18 protein-coding genes and 1 tRNA gene are annotated in these 16,922 nt (G+C 70.9%); 4 read left to right on the top strand and 15 right to left on the bottom strand.

Going from position 1 to position 16,922, the window contains the following annotated elements:
- Positions 1-14: 14 nt before the first annotated feature.
- The gene (locus tag VHU88_12455) at positions 15-443 is read left to right on the top strand and encodes a response regulator (GenBank protein HEX3612489.1); all 429 of its coding nucleotides are present in this window, start codon (positions 15-17) and stop codon (positions 441-443) included.
- 6 nt (positions 444-449) lie between these two features.
- On the opposite strand, the gene VHU88_12450 is transcribed toward VHU88_12455, so the two are convergent.
- The 7 genes from VHU88_12450 to VHU88_12420 form a co-directional block, all read right to left on the bottom strand.
- Positions 450-812, bottom strand: a complete 363-nt coding sequence (locus tag VHU88_12450; GenBank protein HEX3612488.1) for a hypothetical protein — start codon at positions 810-812, stop codon at positions 450-452.
- Entirely contained in the window at positions 809-1,006 is a 198-nt protein-coding gene (locus tag VHU88_12445; GenBank protein HEX3612487.1) for a hypothetical protein, read from the bottom strand. The genes VHU88_12450 and VHU88_12445 overlap by 4 nt, the downstream gene beginning before the upstream one ends.
- Before the next feature lie 411 nt (positions 1,007-1,417).
- On the bottom strand, positions 1,418-1,783 hold the full coding sequence (locus tag VHU88_12440) for an STAS domain-containing protein (protein HEX3612486.1): 366 nt from the start codon (positions 1,781-1,783) through the stop codon (positions 1,418-1,420).
- Between the two features lie 116 nt (positions 1,784-1,899).
- The gene (locus VHU88_12435; protein ID HEX3612485.1) at positions 1,900-2,904 is read right to left on the bottom strand and encodes a hypothetical protein; all 1,005 of its coding nucleotides are present in this window, start codon (positions 2,902-2,904) and stop codon (positions 1,900-1,902) included.
- 213 nt (positions 2,905-3,117) lie between these two features.
- A complete protein-coding gene (lysA, locus tag VHU88_12430; GenBank protein ID HEX3612484.1) occupies positions 3,118-4,380 on the bottom strand; it encodes a diaminopimelate decarboxylase in 1,263 nt (420 codons plus the stop codon).
- Positions 4,381-4,491: 111 nt separating this feature from the next.
- Positions 4,492-4,854, bottom strand: a complete 363-nt coding sequence (locus VHU88_12425; protein ID HEX3612483.1) for an SAV_915 family protein — start codon at positions 4,852-4,854, stop codon at positions 4,492-4,494.
- Positions 4,855-5,000: 146 nt separating this feature from the next.
- Entirely contained in the window at positions 5,001-5,834 is an 834-nt protein-coding gene (locus VHU88_12420; GenBank protein HEX3612482.1) for a nuclease-related domain-containing protein, read from the bottom strand.
- A gap of 231 nt (positions 5,835-6,065) precedes the next feature.
- On the opposite strand from VHU88_12420, the gene VHU88_12415 reads away from it, so the two are divergent.
- Complete coding sequence (locus VHU88_12415; GenBank protein ID HEX3612481.1) at positions 6,066-7,757, top strand: hypothetical protein; 1,692 nt, start codon at positions 6,066-6,068, stop codon at positions 7,755-7,757.
- A 73-nt stretch (positions 7,758-7,830) separates the two neighbouring features.
- Here the strand turns inward: VHU88_12415 and VHU88_12410 are convergent, their stop codons facing one another.
- Positions 7,831-8,361 (bottom strand): cupredoxin domain-containing protein, encoded by a 531-nt coding sequence (locus VHU88_12410; GenBank protein ID HEX3612480.1) that lies wholly within the window; start codon positions 8,359-8,361, stop codon positions 7,831-7,833.
- A gap of 472 nt (positions 8,362-8,833) precedes the next feature.
- Between VHU88_12410 and chrA the strand changes: the two genes are divergently transcribed.
- Complete coding sequence (chrA, locus tag VHU88_12405) at positions 8,834-10,003, top strand: chromate efflux transporter (protein HEX3612479.1); 1,170 nt, start codon at positions 8,834-8,836, stop codon at positions 10,001-10,003.
- An 8-nt stretch (positions 10,004-10,011) separates the two neighbouring features.
- Here chrA and VHU88_12400 read toward each other — a convergent pair whose 3' ends face one another.
- From VHU88_12400 to VHU88_12380, 5 genes are all read right to left on the bottom strand, one after another.
- Positions 10,012-10,494 (bottom strand): nucleoside 2-deoxyribosyltransferase, encoded by a 483-nt coding sequence (locus VHU88_12400; GenBank protein ID HEX3612478.1) that lies wholly within the window; start codon positions 10,492-10,494, stop codon positions 10,012-10,014.
- Between the two features lie 251 nt (positions 10,495-10,745).
- Positions 10,746-12,011: a hypothetical protein gene (locus tag VHU88_12395; protein HEX3612477.1), complete on the bottom strand. Its 1,266-nt coding sequence runs from the start codon at positions 12,009-12,011 to the stop codon at positions 10,746-10,748.
- Positions 12,012-12,287: 276 nt separating this feature from the next.
- A complete protein-coding gene (locus VHU88_12390) occupies positions 12,288-13,094 on the bottom strand; it encodes an ABC transporter permease subunit (GenBank protein ID HEX3612476.1) in 807 nt (268 codons plus the stop codon).
- On the bottom strand, positions 13,091-14,011 hold the full coding sequence (locus VHU88_12385; GenBank protein HEX3612475.1) for an ABC transporter ATP-binding protein: 921 nt from the start codon (positions 14,009-14,011) through the stop codon (positions 13,091-13,093). The genes VHU88_12390 and VHU88_12385 overlap by 4 nt, the downstream gene beginning before the upstream one ends.
- Positions 14,012-14,057: 46 nt before the next feature.
- Positions 14,058-14,432 carry a metalloregulator ArsR/SmtB family transcription factor gene (locus VHU88_12380; protein ID HEX3612474.1) on the bottom strand — a complete coding sequence of 125 codons (375 nt, stop codon included), beginning with the start codon at positions 14,430-14,432 and terminating at the stop codon, positions 14,058-14,060.
- A gap of 54 nt (positions 14,433-14,486) precedes the next feature.
- On the opposite strand from VHU88_12380, the gene VHU88_12375 reads away from it, so the two are divergent.
- A complete protein-coding gene (locus tag VHU88_12375; protein ID HEX3612473.1) occupies positions 14,487-15,512 on the top strand; it encodes a cation diffusion facilitator family transporter in 1,026 nt (341 codons plus the stop codon).
- A 175-nt stretch (positions 15,513-15,687) separates the two neighbouring features.
- On the opposite strand, the gene VHU88_12370 is transcribed toward VHU88_12375, so the two are convergent.
- Positions 15,688-15,761, bottom strand: a tRNA-Pro gene (locus VHU88_12370).
- A gap of 122 nt (positions 15,762-15,883) precedes the next feature.
- A complete protein-coding gene (locus VHU88_12365) occupies positions 15,884-16,813 on the bottom strand; it encodes a metallophosphoesterase (GenBank protein ID HEX3612472.1) in 930 nt (309 codons plus the stop codon).
- Between the last annotated feature and the right edge of the window lie 109 nt (positions 16,814-16,922).

Below are 16,922 nucleotides of genomic sequence, written 5' to 3'. Positions count from 1 at the left end.
CGGAACGGAGAACCATGGTGGGTGAGCTGATCGAGGTCCTGCTGGTCGAGGACGACCCGGGCGACGTCCTGATGACTCAGGAGGCCTTTACCGACCACAAGATCCGCAACAACCTGACCGTGGTCAACGACGGGGTCGAGGCCCTGGCGTACCTGCGCCGCGAGGGGCCCTACGAAGGCGCCACCCGCCCGGGCCTGATCCTGCTCGACCTGAACCTGCCCCGTAAGGACGGGCGCGAGGTGCTCGCCGAGATCAAGGCCGACCCGGACCTGAGCCTGATCCCGGTTGTGGTGCTGACCACCTCCGGCGCTCACGACGACGTCGTCGGCAGCTACCGGCTGCACGCCAACGCCTACGTCACCAAGCCGGTCGACTTCGAGCAGTTCATCAGCGTCGTGCGCCAGATCGACGACTTCTTCATCGGGGTCGTCCGCCTGCCCTGACGGTTCTCAGCCGTGCCGGCGCCGGGCCGGGAGCACCCCCTCCGCCGCCGGGGCCGGACGCGGCAACGGGCTGTGCGCGATCGCGACGTGCAGGTCCTGGAGCGTCTCGCAGGGCCGGTGCACGTGCACGCGGAGTACCTCGTCCAGCCGGTCGTGCAGACCCAGGGTCGCCCCGAAACGATCGACCTCGACGAACCAGGCCGGCTCGCCGGCCACCGCCTCGGCAATCTCCGCGTGGTCCAGGTTCAGGCGCGGGCACACCCGCGAGGAGTGGCGCAGGACCTCGTCGATCCGGGCCTGCGCGACCTCGGCCAGATCGACCGGGACGCAGGCCTGCGGCAGGTGCCACAGGGCCGTCCGAGCAATCACCTCCACAAGCGCCACTCGTGGTCGACCACGGCGTCGAGCAGTTCCTCGCGGCCCAGGTTGTCGTAGAGGGCCACCGCGGCGGGGCCCCGTCGGTCGCCCGGCAGAGGTCGCACCGCCCCTCTGATCTCCAGCAGGGCGTGGCTGCGCAAGCCCCCGTCGTCGGCGACGCAGCGGGCCAGGCCCTCCAGCAACATCTCGGTCGGTGCGCGGCGGATCGTCTCGGCGGTCGGCCCCGGCGGTACCAGCAGGATCGGTGCGGGCGAGGCACGTCATGTTGCAAAGGTAAGCCTTACCTAAACTAGACTGCAGCCGGTCGACCGCGGCCGGGCTCCGGGGGCGCAGCCGCGGTCGACCACCGCATTACAGCGCGAGCTCGTCGAGCAGATGTCCGGGATCGGCGCTGGACAGGCATGCCTGAGCCGTTTCGGGCAAGTCATCCGAACGTGCCGTGGTCGGCTCGAGCGCCGGTCGAAAAGGCGGCGGGTGGCGATGTGCCCGGGCGAGACAGCGGCCGGTCGAGCGCGCCCGGATCGGGGTGCTCTCGGGTTTCGTCGGAGGAGCGGCGTTGCCTGTCATCGATCCGGGCGCGTTCAGTTTCCCCGGGTTCAGGCCTCGCCCGCAGGCTCCGGCGGCCGATGCGTGCCGTCGCAGGCCTGCTCCGGTTCGACGAACTCGATCGACGCGACATGGATCAGGCCGGTGATCCGGATGACCGAGGCGACTGCCGAGCCAGTCCGGGTCCGCAGCACCAGGCCGTGGTCGGCCAGGTCGTGCAGCACCGCGACCCCGACGCTCTGCAGCAGTTGGACAGCGGTCAGGTCCACGACCAGCGGTCGGTGCCTGGCGGCTGCTGCCGTCAGCTCACGGCGCAGCGCGCGGGCACCGCTCAGATCCACCGAGCCCGCCACCAGTACCTCACCGGACGGGCCGTGCCGGATACGTAGACGGGTGTCCGCCGGGTCGAAGGTCATTAGTTCGGCTGCTCCTCCCTCCGGCGGGACCCGCCGGAACCGGTTTTCATGACTACCCGGTGAGGATCAGCAGAACTTACAGGTATTTCACGTTTGAACCGCAGGATGACCGGAATTCAGTCGAGGCGGATGTGCCCGATCTTGCTCCCGCCGAACTCGGTGAACCACAACGCCCGGTCCGGGCCGGCGGTGATGCCGTCCGGAGCGCTGCCGTGCGTCGGGGTCTGGAACTCCTTCAGCGCTCCGGTGGTCGGGTCGATGCGCCCGATCTGGTCGGTGCCGAACTCGGTGAACCACATCGCGCCGTCCGGCCCGACGAGGATCCCGGTGGGGTCGCTCTGCGGGGCCAACGGGTAGCGCTTCGAGTCGCCCGTCACCGGGTCGAGCCGCCAGATCGCCTGTCCGACGAAATCCGTGAACCACAACGAGCCGTCCGACGCGGGCGTGATCCCGTACGGGGTCACCGCCGCGTCCGGCAGCGCGAACGCGGTGATCTGCCGGGTCCGGGTGTCGATGCGCCCGATCTTGCCGCCGGTCTGCTGAGTGAACCAGAGGTAGTCGCCGGCCGCTGTCAGCTCGAGCGGCCCGGTGCCGCCGGCCGGCGAGACGGGAAGTTCGGTGATCACGTGCGTGGTCGGGTCGATGCGGCCGATGTGGTCGGCGAACGGCTCGGTGAACCACATCGCGCCGTCGCGGCCCGCGGCGATCGACAACGGCTTCTGTGCCCCGGCGACCGGGAACTCCGTCGCGACGTGGGTGTGCGGATCGATGCGCCCGATCGCGTTCGTACCGACGTCGGTGAACCACATGTGCTTGTCCGGGCCGGCCGTGATCTGCCGGGGCGAGGCGAACGGGATCGCCAGCGGGTACTCGTCGACCCGGTGGGTCCACGGGTCGATCGTGGCGAGCCGGCCGCCGAGTTCCTCGGTGAACCACATGGTGCGGTCGCTGCCGAAGGCGATACCGCTCGGGGCGCCGTGCGGCGAGGTCGTCGCGAACTCGACCACGGCTCGGGAGCTGGCGCTCGATGCATCGGCCGCGGCGGTCGCCGTTCCGGACCAGGCCGTGGCGACGAGCAACGCGGCAGCGCACCCGAATCGCGATACCGCTCGCAAACCCATCCCGGGACCCCCAAAACGCCAGCGGCAGGTGACGACAGTCGCACATGCCCCAGCTGATGGCCAGCGCTCGCACATGTCGGCGCGCAAAATTAGTCCGCACACAGTAAAGAACCCGGGCAAATCACCCGAATCTGAGAAGCCGCTCAGCCGCGACGGGTGCCGGAGCCAGGATTTATCGACTTCTGACCTCCCGTCAGGAAGATCGACAATTGCTCAGTCCTCGTCCTGGGCGAGCAGATCGGCCACGGTCTCGCGGCGGATCAGCACTCGATGTGCTCCGTCGCGGACGGCTATTACTGGGGGCCGGCCGACGAGGTTGTACGTCGAGGCCATCGAGCGGTGGTACGCACCGGCCACCGGGGTGCTCAGCAGGTCCCCGGGGTGCAGGTCGGCAGGCAGGTTGGCCCGGTCGTTGATCACGTCGCCCGTCTCGCAGTGCCGGCCGACGACTGCAGTCGGGAGCAGGTTCCCGCTGTCCGACCGCCCGAGGTGGCGCACTGTGTAACGCACGCCGTACAACGCCGGGCGCGGGTTGTCGCTCATGCCGCCGTCGACCGCCGCGAACCGACGTCCGCCCTTGCGAATCTTGACCGCGAGTACCCGGTACACCGCTATCGCCGACGGCCCGGCGATCGCCCGTCCCGGCTCGAGAACCAGTTGCGGAACCGGCAGGCCGAACTGCTCGCATCGCTGCGCGAGGCGTTGTGGCACCGACCTGGCGAACCGGTCCAGGTCCAGCTCCGGGTCATCGCGCCGATAGGCCACCGCGTGGCCGCCGCCGATGTTCAACTCCGGCAGGTGCACTGCGTGCCGGTCCCGCAGCACCGCGAGCACACGGGTCAATTCGTCGATCGCCTGCAGGTACGGGGTCACGCCGGTGATCTGCGAACCGAGGTGGCAATGCAGGCCCGCCAGGAGAAGTCGAGGCTGCTCGAGGACCCGACGCACGGCCTCCTCGGCAGAACCGTCGTGCGTCGAGAGGCCGAACTGCGCTGCTTGGACGCCGGTACGCACCGCGGCATGAGCGCCGGCGGACACGCCCGGCACGACGCGGATCAGCACCGCCTGCTGCTGATTGCGCGGAACCAACGCGGCGATGCGCTGGACCTCGGACAGGTCGTCGAGCACGATCCGCCCGACGCCCACGCGCACTGCCTCGGCGAGTTCCTCGGGGCTCTTGGCGTTGCCGTGCAGGATCAGGTCCCCCGGAGCGATCCCGGCGGCCAACGCGACGGTCAGCTCGCCCAGCGAGCACACATCGATCCCGAGCCCCTCGGACTGCGCCCAGCGGGCCACCTCCCGGCAGAGGAAAGCCTTTGCGGCGTAATGGATCCGGGCCTGTGGGAACAGCTGCCGGTAGCGCCGGGCGCGGGCCCGGAACTCGTTCTCGTCGAGGACGTAGATCGGTGTGCCGTAGCGCTCCACCAGTTCGGCGACGTCCACCCCGCCCAGTTGCAGTGCACCGTCGGTGCACATCGCGCCGGCAGGCCAGGGTAGGCCGAGCCGTCGTGCGCCCGGCGCCTGGTCGGTCGGCGGACTCCGATGGGTCAACGTTTTCACCGGGTTCTCCTGGTCTCCTCGCTTCGGTCAGGCCACGACCGCCGCGTCGCCGGGCACCGCAGGCACGACACAGACCTCGGCCACTGCCGCGATCGTCTTCCCCCGCCCGGGTCCGGGCGGTGCGGCGATCAGCACCGGGTCGACCATCAGTTCTGTGACGCCGATGGGTCGGGTCAGCCCGCGCACCGCGGCGTCGGTCAGTCGGACCCAGGCCTGGCCGGGTCCGAGCAGGCCGAGGAGTCGCTCCCGCGTGCTGAAGGCGACCGCGGTACGGCCGCCCATCCGGGTCGCGAACAGGCGCAGGGACAGCGATTGGCTGCGGTACCGCACCGGTACGAACAGCGGCGTGGGCGCCACGGAGCGGCCCGGAGCGGTCGGATCGTTCGGCATCGGGACTCCCGGTAGGGAAGCAGTTGCTGATCCGATGCAACCCGCCCGAGGCCCGCTGCACAGCCGTCCTGACGCGATCCGTACGCCGAATCAGCTAATCGCTACGCGGTGCCGACCCCTCGTCCCGATCCTGACGTCACGTCAGATCAATGCCCGATCCAGGTCTGTGGCCGGCGGGCCACCGAGTGGAGCAGGTCGACGGTCCGCGCCGACAGCACCGGAGGTTCGCTCTCCAGGTGCAGACGCAACTCGCGGTGCGGCACGACGAGAATCCCTTTGGGGTGCTCCTGGAAGGTCATCCGCCGGGCGCCGACCACCGCGATGATCGGCTGCACAGCGACCGTGGATCCGGATGCGGCGGACAACAACAACCCGGCCCGTTCGGCGTCCCGGCGCGACTCGTGGATCCAACCCACCGCCCGACTGTTCACCCGGACGTGGTGGCGGGCGACCGAGATCCGGCCGCCCGGGTGATGTCGGGTGTCGACGGTGTGCACGCCCGAGGGCCCGATCACCAGGTGATCGATGTCCACGCCGCCGACGCGGATCGCGTGCAGCACCCGCCAGCGGGTGTCGAGCCGGGCGAGGTCGTGCCAGACGATGTCCTCGCCGTCGGCCTGCACGCGCCAGGCGCGCTCCTGCGTCCGGACGCCGACCAGGCGGGACAGGAACGACCGCAACGGGGCCTGCGCGCGCAGTCGGCGGGAGTGCGCGCGGGCCGCGACGCCGGGCAGGTTCCCGGCCAGGTCGCCGAATTCCCTGGTGCGTTCGGCCTTCTTGCGCTGGCCAGGCAACGGTTGGCCGTTGCGCGCCTGCCATTGCGCGACGGAGGCCTCGAACCGCTCCAACAGCAGCGGGTCGTCCAGCTGTGTCTGGCCGGTCAGCAGGTCGACCCAACCGACGGTTCGCCCGTCCGAGGTGGTCACGTACAGGCGCCGTCTGCCGTGCCCGGACCCGGCGTGCGCCTCGAGTTGCTCCACGACCGAAAGGTCGGCGTTCGGGCGCCAGATCTTGAGCGTGTGGTCTTTCCCTTCCGCACGCCGACTATGCGCCGCGCCCGGGGAATTGGTTTTTTCCGCGTCGGATTCATGTGCGTCTGTCATGACCGTCCCCGGATGGGGTTCCCAACGCCGTCGCCACGATTACGTTCCATCTCGGGGTGCCGCCCGCGCGGGGGTCGGGTACCAGGTCTGGCACGGGGTGGGTTCGAGATGACTGCATTCGGGATTGGCGTGGGCCACGTGCGTGCGCGTGGCGCAGCCGGCTCCCGGGCGACCGAGGACGGCCTGCGCGTGATCCTCGACTGGATCCCGGTCGAGGTGCTCGGCGCCTACGCGGCTCTGGTCACCTCACTCGGCGCCACTGACGCCTCCCGCGGCACCTCACCCGGTTGGCTCGTGCTGTTCTGCCTGCTGGCCGCGGTTAGCACCGTGCTCGGTGCGACCAGTGCGATGCGGGCCAGGCCGGCTGCGCAACGCACGGCGTTGGGCCGTGGGGTGCTGGTGCGGGCGGCGTTCTCGGCGCTGGCGCTGTTCGACTGGAGTTGGATGCTGCCGGGCACGTCCACGAACCGGTCCGGGTCGGCCCGCAACTCCGGTGCGGCGGTCGTGGTGCTGGTCCTGCTGGGCGCCGTGGTCCTCGGGCTGGCCGCCCAGTACCTGGTCGAGATCTGCGAGATCCCCGGCGAGCAACGCCCGATCCGGCGTCGGGTACCCAAGTTGTCTCCACTGCGCAAGGCACGCCGTCGGGCGGCTGGGCTCGACCTGCCGGTCGAGGAGGTCCTCGCCGAGGTCGAGCAGGACGAGGAGGAGATCCCGGTCCGGGTCGCTGCGGTCCTGCGGTTGACCACGCCGGCGCCGCAGCCCGCACCGGCCGTCCTCGAGGAAGCGGAGGAGGAACGCGCCGCGCTGCCCCGCCTGCTCTGTGCCTGTTACGTGGCCGCCGCAGCGACCGTCGACGGCCCGTTGCCGGACTCGTCCACCACGGCGTTCCTGATCGGTTCGACCTCGCCGGGAGTGGCCGACGCCCAGATCGTCTCGGCCTGGGGCTCCGAGGTTCGCTGCCTGGTCGCGAACACCCTCGGCGGCGTGGTCGTGGCATTCGGGTCCGCGTTGCCGGAGCCGGGGTCCGACGCGCGGGCGGCGGTGACCGAGTGGATCGGTGCGGTGGACTCCGACCTGATCGTGCACCGCTGGTTCGCGGGTCGGGTGCACGCCGGGTTCGTGACCGAGCTGGACCGGTTGTGGGACCGACTCGACGACCAGATCCGCGTCCGGATGATCGCGGCCGGGCCGGAGGGGACGATTTGGCTGACCGGGCACGGAATCGGCGGCGGGTTGGCCCAGCTGGCAGCCGCGCGGGTCGCCGCCCGGTTCTTCCACCGGACCCTTAGGGTGCGCACCTTCGGTGCGGCCCGTAGCGGCGACGGCGACTTCGCCGCGGCCTACGAGAAGTTGGTCCCGGACAGCGTCCGGCTGGAGTTCGGCAACGACCTGGTCCCGCATCTGCCGCTTGGCTCGGACTTCGGCACCCGGCTGGGGAACCTCGAGTTCATCGAGCAGTTGGGCGTCTACCTGCACCGCGACTTCCACCCGGTCGGCGCGCTGCGCTACACGGCGCTGGACGGATCGGTCACCGGCGCGGACTCCGACCGGTTGCTGCTCAACCGGCACCGCGCGCTGGCCGGGATCATCACCACCGGCAACTTCGGGTCGCTGATCACCGACCACGATGGGCGTCCCGGTGGTGGCTACTTCCGCACCGTCGTGCTGCCGGCCGTGGCGCCGCCGTCCGACGACCCGGACGGTCCGGCCGACCCCGACGACCCGGGCGCGAGCTCCCGGCGTTGGCGGCGGTCGAAGCGGACTGCGCACCTGCGTTCAGTGCGGGCCGCCGGCGACTGACCCGGCTCGCGGGTGGCCCGGCCGGAGTACCGGGCCACCGGGAACCCCGCTCAGCAGGCTTTGTGACCTACCGTCACTTCACGACGAGCGTGACGTGGGTGGCGGAATGGCTCGGGTCGATCAGCCGGTAGGTGCCCGCGGACTTCGGCGCGATCAGCGCCCCGCTGCTCTCGGCCTTCATCACGCCGCTGGACAATTTGTCCTTGCCGTCGCTCAGGGCGTGGGCCACGGCGTCGGAGTTGGCGATCGCGATGTGCTCGCCGGGGCTGACCGTCAGGCTCGCCGGGGAGACCACGTTGTCCTTGATGGTCAGATCCGCACTCGCCGGCGACGCGGTCGCGGTCGGGTTGGCCGGGTCGACCGCGGCGCTGTTGCCGTCGGTGGCGGCGGAGTCCGGTGCGTTCTCCTCGCCCGACCCGGTCGAGGCCGAGCCACCTGCGGCCGGGGCGGTGCCCGCGGTGTTCGCGGCCGGGGCGCTGTTGCTGCCGGCCGGGGCCGTCGCCGAATTCCCGGTGGAGGCGGCGCAGGCGGCCAGGGCTGCGGCGAGCACGAAGAGTTCGACTCCGGCGGCTATGTGCCGGGCGGTGATCTCTCGGCGGGTCATTACGCATCCCCTCTCGGTTACCGACCTCACGGTCACGGTGGCCGTCGGCGGCACCGACGGCGTTGTCGAAAGGTGATCGAAGCCGGACTTTCGTCATCTGGATAGCTTTTCGCGTACATGCCCAGGGTCTTCACAGCCGCGCTTGCCGTCCGCTCACGGCACGTCCGGACATCCGGGGACATTCCGATCCGGCGGAAAATGCCCCCTGCCAACAAATGTTGTTCACACGAGCGGACCGCCATATTCGATCCACCCCGGGCGGCAGTGTGGCCGACCGGGCGCCCGGCGCCGAGGGGCCGCCGGGTCCGAGCCGGTGACGGTTGCGGCTGTCGGGGCCGCATCCGTCACTGACGCGCTCGGGACATCGCCGGCACGCTCCGCCATTCCCCCCGGGACGCCCGTCCCAGGCGGAGCACCGGCGATGCCGGCGCCCACGGCGCATTCCTGCCGCCGCGCCGCTAGGTTCTGTCGCGTGGTCGACCCCCCACCGCACCCGGCACCGCCGGGTCCGGGCGAGATCCTGTGCGAGTGGGGCCGGATCGGCTGCATCGGATTCGGCGGCCCACCGACCCACATTCGCCTGCTGCGTCGGCTCTGCGTCGAGCAGCGTGGCTGGTTGTCCGCGGCGGAGTTCGAGGACGCCGTCGCGGCGTGCAACCTCCTGCCGGGGCCGGCGTCGACTCAATTGGCGATCTTCTGCGCGGGTCGAGTGGCCGGTCGCCGCGGCGCGCTGCTGGGCGGTGCCGCGTTCATCGTGCCCGGCCTGGTGGTGATCCTCGCGGCGGCCGCGCTGTTCCTGGCTGACGCACCACCGCGGGCCGTGCTCGCCGCCGGCGCGGGTGCCGGGGCGGCCGTGGCCGGGGTCGCGCTGCAGGCCGGGGCGAGCCTCCTGCCGGCGAGTTGGCGTCGCGCCCGGGAGCCGTCCGGAGCTGGGCGGCTGCGCTGGATCGCTTACCTGCTCGCGGGTCTGACGGCCGCGGCGGCGGTCGGGCCGTGGTTGGTGCTGGTCCTGCTGGCCTGCGGACTGCTCGAGATCACGCTCCGGTCGCCCGGCCGGCTTGCGGTTCTGCCGTTCGGCTGGGCGTTGTCCGGCCTGGCGACGAAGGGCACCTGGTCGGCGTTGGTCTGGATGGCGCTGAAGGTCGGGGCGTTGTCCTACGGCGGAGGATTCGTGATCGTGCCGTTGATGCGTGCCGACGCGGTGGGCAGGCACCACTGGCTCAGCGGGGCGCGGTTCCTCAACGCGGTAGCCCTCGGGCAGATCACGCCGGGCCCGGTGGTCCAGACGGTCGCGGTGATCGGCTACGGCGCTGCCGGGGTGGCCGGCGGCGTGTTCGCCGCGCTCATGGCCTTCGCGCCGTCGTTCGTCTTCGTGCTGCTCGGCGGTCCTCGATTCGCCGCCCTGCGTGGCAATCTGCGGGCCCGCGCGTTCCTGGACGGCGCCGGTCCGGCCGCGATCGGGGCGATTCTCGGCTCGGCCGTCCCGCTCGCACGGGCGCTGCGGGAGCCGTGGCAGGGCGTTGTGCTCGCGGCTGCGGTGGTGCTCCTGTTCGGCTTACGGCGCGGGGTCGTTCCGACGTTGTTGGTCGCCGCGGCCGCGGGGGTGCTGCTGGTCGAGTCCGGCTTGGCGCTGCCGCACTGAGGCCGCGCTCAGCCGGCCGCGGGCAGGATGCGGCGCAACTCGCGGACGGCCTCGGCCGGCGAGTCGGTCAGCACGCCGCCGGACTCGGCGATGAACCACTCGATCTGCAGGTTGACCGTCGAGGCCGCGTTGTCGCCGGAGCAGCGGGAGTCTGTGCGAAAGCCCACCACCGGGCGGCGCAGCGCGGCCGCGTATCCGATCTCGGCAGCGGTGCCGCTGTCGACGTCGGGGCCGTCCAGGTCGGCCAGCACGCCGGTGCACTGCCGGATCATCTCGGCGTTGCGGCGGCCGATGCTCAGGTTCAGCTCGCGCAGCGCGGCGAGGTGCTCCGCGGAGCTCGCCGCGCTGGGTGGTCCGCCGATCGGGCCCTGGTCGGCCCACGGGTCCAGCACCTCGAAACCCGCGTTGCGCACTGCCGGCACGACCACCTCGCGGTGGTGGATCCGCCCCGCCTCGGTGAACCCCGCCGGACCCGCCAGGTAGATCGACACCGCGCCCCTCCCTCTGCCGTACCGACTCACGGAGAGTACCTGACGGGCCGTCAGGAACAGCCGGCCATCGGCTGCTGAACAGCTTGGTGACGCCCGAGGCGCAACACGCCACTTCGGGCGTCACGCCTGTCCCGGCCTTGTTCTGGAGCCGTCCGAGTGGATCAGTGCACGGCGTGCATGAAGCGACCCCGGCACCGTCTCCGGTGCCGGGGCCGATTCCCCAGGGATCCGCCTGCCGTGGGCGGAGGGCGCTACTTGACCAACGCCGCCTTCAGCGAGTCGATGGCGCCGGCGACGGATTCGATGTGGCCGTTCAGGTCGGCGGTGACCGCGGCGGCCGGGAGGGCACCAGCGGTGATCTTCGACAGGAACTCACCCGAGGCGGTCGCGTAACCCTGCAGGGCAGCGAGCGCCTTGCTCTTCAGCGCGGAGTCGTTGGTCGCGTCGGCCTTGGCGTAGTCGACGAAGTCGCCGATGTGGCTGCGCCACGACTGCAGGAACAGCCCGCCGTTCTTCTTCCCGGCAACCGAGGCGACGGCGTTGGAGATCTCGACGGAGTTCGCGTCGACGGTGGCCGCGGCAGCCTTGAAAGCGTTGCCGGTCAGGCCGCCCTTGTCGGTGTAGGCGATGAAGACCGCGACACCGGCGGTGTAAACGTGGTCGACGAGCATGCGGGTCAGGTCGGCGCGCAGGCCGGAGGCCTTGTCGTTGGAGTTGCCGGACATCTTGGTGGCCTTGGCGACGCCGGCTGCGATGACCTGCGCCGACATCTCCATGTGGTCGGCGGCCTTCTTCAGGTCGGCGAACACGGTGGGCTTGCCGGCGGCCAGGTCGTCCACGGCCTGCTTGGTGGTGAGGATGTGCTCGAGGGTGTCCTTCTCGATGGCCTTGGCGTTCAGCACGCCGCCGGTGACCTTGTTGAAGTAAGCGCCGACGGCGGTGGCGTAGCCCTTGAGGGACGCGACGGCCGCGGCCTGGCCCTTGGCGTCGTGCTTCTTGGTGGCGACGGCGTAGTTGACGAAATCGCCGATGTGGGAGTCGAAAGCGGCCTTGAAGATCTTGCCCTGGTCGGCGCCGACTAGTCCGGTGACCGCGTCCTCGATCGCCTGGGCGTTGGCCAACACGGCGTTCTTGGCAGCCGTGAAGGCGGCCGAGTCGGCGCCTGCGTGGTAGGCCGTGGCAACTGCGACGCCGGTGATCCACACGTGGTCGGTGAACAGGTAGGTCAGGGCGGCGCGCAGGTTGGCGGCCTTGGAGTCGGCGTTGCCGGGGATCTTGGCGGCCTTGGCGATGCCGCCGGCCAGGACGTCCGCGCTCATCGACATGTGCTCGGCAGCGGTGCGGGTGTCGACGAACGGGTTGCCGGTGCCCTTGCCCATGAGGGCGGCGGAGGCGACGCGCGGCTGGGTTGCCGTCGGTGCGGCGGAGGTGGTGCTGGTGGTGCCGCAGGCAGCGAGGCCGGCGATCAGCATGGCGGCCACCGAGGACGTGGCGGCAAGGCGAGTGGGCATTCTCATCTGGAGGCTTCCTTCACGGGATGTGCGCAGGGCAGCGCAGGACAAAGGCGGGACGGGACGCGAAATTCGGCGCGGTCCGGTCACTGCCTACGTGGTCGGCGGATCTGGGAAAAACGCTCGAGAGGTGACCGGGGCGGTGCTGCTAAGTAGTTGCTCGCCGTCGGTTTCTGAGCCCTATTCGGCCGCTCCGCGGCCCCGGACAGGTCGGATTTGCGGGAATTTTCGGGCGACGTTCGCAATGCACCCGAACGGGTGTCGCGGCCGTCCGGATGTCCGTCAGGTCAGGTCGCGAGTCTCGAGCCAATGCCGGCTCAGCATCAGCAGCAGGGTCCCGGCGCTCACGAGCAGCCCGAGGTCCGGCCAGTTGACGTGTTGGGCGGCGGCGGTCGAGTTGTAGTAACCGAACGGGTTGAGGTGCCGGACGAATCCCACCGGGCTCCACAGCAGCGCGACCAGGTTGGCCGCGTACGACCCGGCGGCGACTCCGATGGCGACCGCGAGCGCCGTTCCCCGGGTCCGCGAGCGGGCCGAGGCGGCGAACGCCGCGGCGCCCAGGAAGTACAGCAGCGCGGCGAACTGCAGCCCCACCCGGACGGGGACGAGCGGTGAGACGCCGGACATCGCGCTGGACAACCGGGAGCCGAGCACGGCCCCGGCCACCAGGCACGCCAGCACCGCGCCCTGGGCGATCAGCCAACCCAGCAGGCGCGCCGCCAGGACCGTGCTGCGCGAGACCGGCGCGGTGTAGAGCATCTCGGCCCGCCCAGTCTCCACGTCGGTGGCCACCGCGGCGACTCCGCTGGAGACCGCCACCCCGATCATCAGGAACTCCACGATCGGGTGCGAGAAGCAGTAGCCGAGCCAACCGGACGCGGTGTAGATGTCGGCGGTGGGGGAGCCGGACAACGCGGCGATGATCTTCTGGAACGAGCCGCTGGCACCGAACGCCCGCATCACGCCCTGCGCGCCGCCGAAAGCGGTGTAGGTACTGGCGAAAGCGATGAGCACCACGAAGCAGCCGATGCCGATGGCGGCCAGGCTGCGTCGGCGAGCCCGCAGGTCCGCGAGCATCAGCGCGATCACGTCGCGTCCCCGGCGTAGAGGTCGAGGAAGACGTCCTCCAGTGACGCGGGAACCACCGTCAGGTCCACCAGGCCGGGCTCACCGTCCAGCAGCGCGCGCAGGATGTCCGTCCGGTGGGCCGGGATGCGGCCCCGCACGACGCAACCGTCCACCTGCACCGCGGTCAACGCACCGAGCACCCGCCGCGGCGGGGCCGAGTAGGTCAGGGTGACCTCGCGTGAGGCCTGACGTTGCAGCTGCTCGATCCCCGCGACCTGCAGCAGCCGACCCGCCCGCATCAGGATCACGCTCTCGCAGATGTCCTCGACCTCGGTGAGCACGTGCGAGGACAGCAGCACCGTGCGCCCGGAGCGGGCGACCGAACGGACCACCGCGCAGAACTCCCGGTGGGCCAGCGGGTCGAGGCGGTTGGCCGGTTCGTCGAGCACGACCAACTCCGGCCGGTGCTGCAGCGCGGCGACGATCGCCAGCTTCTGCCGCATGCCCGACGAGTACGCCCGCACCGGCAGGTCCAGATCCCGTGGCGGCAGGGACAAGGCGTCGGCGACCTCCGCGCGATCCGGCGCCGCTGCCCCGCGCAGATCGGCCAACAGGTCCAGGTTCTCCCGACCGGTGAGCCCGGCGACGAACACCGGATCGGCGGGCATGTAGCCCAGCACGGTCCGGGCGGCGGGCAGTCGGGCGTCGCGGCCGAACAGCTCGACCCGTCCGGCACTCGGCCGGATCAGCCCGCCGATCATCCGCAGGGTTGTGGTCTTCCCGGCACCGTTCGGGCCGAGGAACCCGGTTACGGCTCCCGGTTGCAGCGCGAAGGAGATGTCCGCGACGGCGGTCCGCGTGCCGAAGGTCTTCGTCACGCCGGAGAGCTCGACCGGAGCGGTGCCCGGCGGACGGGCGATGTCCACGACTTCGATCATGGAACACGGCTCGCGTTCTGCGGACCTGACTCCGGTCAAGTCCCGGTCAGGCGGACCGGGTCTCGGCTGCCGCCGTCTCGATACCGATGACCGGACACAGGGCGACCGCGTTGCCGGTCGCTGCCAGGAGTTGCTCGGCCGCGGTCAGCAGTGCCGACAGCTCCGGGCGGACCAACCCGAACCACGACGCGCGTCCCTGCGCCCGGGACCGGACCAGCCCGCAGTCGGCCAGGCACGACAGATGCGCGGAGACGGTCGACTGGGCCAGGTCGAGGGCACGCACCAGATCGACGACGCGACGTTCCCCGCGGGCCAACTCGTGGACGATCGCCAACCGCCGCGGGTCGCCGAGGCTGCGGAACAGCGCGACCGCCGGGCCCAGGTCCAGATCACAACCAGGATCGTGCGACGGCATCGTCATTCAGCGATACTAGTGGCGGCCACCAATGACCGGCGGCATCCCGGAAGGACCCTGATGAGCGGCGAGGACCACGGGCACACCCCGATGCCGGTCCACCCGTTGCCACCGGGCTGCGACCACGACCGGCCCGACGCGATCGGACACGCCGGACACGCCCACGGCAGTCCCGGCCGTCACGGACACGGCCACGGCGTCAGCGCCGACGGCGACCGCCGCTACCTCTGGATCACCCTCGGGCTGCTGATCGCGTTCATGGCCTTCGAGGTCGTCGTCGCGGTGTTCGTGCGGTCACTGGCCCTGCTGTCCGACGCCGGGCACATGTTCACCGACGTCGGGGCGATCGGCGCCTCGCTGTGGGCGCTGCGCCTGTCCGCCCGCCCGGCGCAGGGCTCGTGGACGTTCGGTTGGAAGCGGGCCGAGATCCTCTCCGCCGCCGGCAACGGCATCACGCTGCTGGTCATCAGCGCGTTGATCAGCGTCGAGGCGGTGCGTCGCCTGGTGCACCCGGAGTCGGTGTCCGGCGGTGCGGTCCTGGTGGTCGCTCTGGTCGGAGTGGTGGTCAACCTGTTCGCGACGGTGACCCTGGCGCGTGCCAACCGGGCCTCGTTGAACGTCGAGGGCGCGTTCCAGCACATCGTCACCGACCTCTACGCGTTCATCGGCACCATGATCGCCGGCATCGTCATCCTGACCACCGGATTCCGCCGTGCGGACTCCATCGCCTCGTTGGTCGTCGTCGCCTTGATGATCAAGGCCGCGGTCGGGCTGTTGCGCGAATCCGGGCGGGTGCTCCTCGAGGCGGCACCCGCCGGGACCGACCTCGATCACATCCGCGCCCACCTGCTCGCCGTCGACCACGTCCGCGACGTTCACGACCTTCACGTGTGGACGTTGACCAGCGACCTGCCCACGCTGTCCGCGCACATCGTGCTCGACGACGGCTGCTTCCACGACGGCCACGCCCCGCAGATGCTCGATCAACTACAGGCCTGCCTCGGCGGCCACTTCGACGTCGAGCACTCCACCTTCCAACTCGAACCGGCCGGACACGCCCTCCACGAAGCCGGAACCCATCACTGAGGGGCCGCGGCCGGGGCCGGGCCGCTCCGGTGCGCCACTGGTGGGCAAGGTTGGAACGGGGGTGACGAGGCCGGCCGCGAGAATGCTCCACCGGTTTCAACTCTGCCCACGGTTGTCGTCGAGACCGAACTGGCAGAGGCCCTTCCGGTACGCCCGGAAGGGCCTCTGACTTGGGTCGGGGTGGCGGGATTCGAACCCACGACCTCTTCGTCCCGAACGAAGCGCGCTACCAAGCTGCGCTACACCCCGAATATTAAGTTTTTAGTTGCATTGCCGGACAACCGGAGAGGCTCCCCCCGCGCCGCCGGGCGAGTGTATCGGGGGCGACGTCGGGGCGAGTAATCGGTTCTCGTCAGCGTGTCGGGCCGGCCTCAGGGGGCGACGGCGGTCAGCGTGAGCAGCGTCGCCTCCGGGCGGCAGCACAGCCGGACCGGGGTGTACGGGGAGGTGCCCAGGCCGCCGGAGACGTGCAGCCACGGTGAGCCGGGCAGCCGCCAGTCCGGGTAGCGGGTCAGGCCGCGGGCGCGGCCGCGGGGCAGGTCGCAGTTGGTCACCAGCGCCCCGAAACCGGGCACCCGCAGCTGCCCACCGTGGGTGTGGCCGGCCAGGATCAGCTGGTGCCCGTCGGCGGCCATCGGATCCAGGACCCGCAGGTAGGGCGCGTGCAGCACCCCGATCGAGAGGTCGGCGGCGGGGTCTGCCGCACCGGCGACCGAGTCGTAACGGTCGCGGCGCACGTGCGGGTCGTCGACGCCGACGAGGTCGAGCACCCGGCCGTCGAGCTTGATCCGCGTCCGGGCGTTGCCGAGGTACTCCCAGCCCCGGTCGGTCAGGGAGTCGCGCAGCTCACCGGCGGGAAGGTCCATCGGCCGCGGCATGTGCTTGCCGTTCCGCTCCCACAAGTACTTCGCCGGGTTGCCGAGCCGCGGCGACCAGTAGTCGTTGGATCCGAACACGAACGCGCCCGGCCGCTCCAGCAGCGGCTCCAGTGCCTGCAGCAGGTGGGGTACGGACTCCAGGTGCGCGAGGTTGTCGCCGGTGTCGACGACGAGGTCGGGCTCGAGGGCCGCCAGCCCGCGGATCCAGTCCCTCTTGCGCTGCTGCCCCGGGGTCAGGTGGATGTCCGAGATGTGCAGCACCCGAAGCGGACGCTGCCCGGCCGGCAGCACCGGTACGGTCACCCGGCGCAGCGTGTAGGCGCGCACCTCGTACCCGGCGCCGTAGGCCAGGACGGCGGTGCCCAGGGCGACCAGACCACCGGCGACCTGCGCGGTCGCGCGACCGGAACCCGACGTGCTCATTGCTGGATTATCCCTCCGGACGGCAATACCGGTCGACCCGATGAGAACGGCGCCGCCCCGATGAGGGCGGCGCCGCTTCGCGGTGGGTCGAAGGTCTACTTGCAGGACG

The sequence above is a fragment of the Sporichthyaceae bacterium genome, from assembly GCA_036269075.1.
In the GTDB taxonomy this organism is placed as follows: domain Bacteria; phylum Actinomycetota; class Actinomycetes; order Sporichthyales; family Sporichthyaceae; genus DASQPJ01.
This window is presented reverse-complemented; position numbering and strand designations above follow the sequence as displayed.

Bases quoted from the DNA above. Each gene is read 5' to 3' on its own strand.
- VHU88_12455 (HEX3612489.1), top strand. From the start codon at position 15: ATGGTGGGTGAGCTGATCGAGGTCCTGCTGGTCGAGGACGACCCGGGC.
- VHU88_12445 (HEX3612487.1), bottom strand. From the start codon at position 1,006: ATGTTGCTGGAGGGCCTGGCCCGCTGCGTCGCCGACGACGGGGGCTTG.
- VHU88_12440 (HEX3612486.1), bottom strand. From the start codon at position 1,783: ATGACCTTCGACCCGGCGGACACCCGTCTACGTATCCGGCACGGCCCG.
- VHU88_12435 (HEX3612485.1), bottom strand. From the start codon at position 2,904: ATGGGTTTGCGAGCGGTATCGCGATTCGGGTGCGCTGCCGCGTTGCTC.
- lysA (HEX3612484.1), bottom strand. From the start codon at position 4,380: ATGTGCACCGACGGTGCACTGCAACTGGGCGGGGTGGACGTCGCCGAA.
- VHU88_12425 (HEX3612483.1), bottom strand. From the start codon at position 4,854: ATGCCGAACGATCCGACCGCTCCGGGCCGCTCCGTGGCGCCCACGCCG.
- VHU88_12415 (HEX3612481.1), top strand. From the start codon at position 6,066: ATGACTGCATTCGGGATTGGCGTGGGCCACGTGCGTGCGCGTGGCGCA.
- VHU88_12410 (HEX3612480.1), bottom strand. From the start codon at position 8,361: ATGACCCGCCGAGAGATCACCGCCCGGCACATAGCCGCCGGAGTCGAA.
- VHU88_12395 (HEX3612477.1), bottom strand. From the start codon at position 12,011: ATGAGAATGCCCACTCGCCTTGCCGCCACGTCCTCGGTGGCCGCCATG.
- VHU88_12385 (HEX3612475.1), bottom strand. From the start codon at position 14,011: ATGATCGAAGTCGTGGACATCGCCCGTCCGCCGGGCACCGCTCCGGTC.
- VHU88_12380 (HEX3612474.1), bottom strand. From the start codon at position 14,432: ATGACGATGCCGTCGCACGATCCTGGTTGTGATCTGGACCTGGGCCCG.
- VHU88_12375 (HEX3612473.1), top strand. From the start codon at position 14,487: ATGAGCGGCGAGGACCACGGGCACACCCCGATGCCGGTCCACCCGTTG.
- VHU88_12365 (HEX3612472.1), bottom strand. From the start codon at position 16,813: ATGAGCACGTCGGGTTCCGGTCGCGCGACCGCGCAGGTCGCCGGTGGT.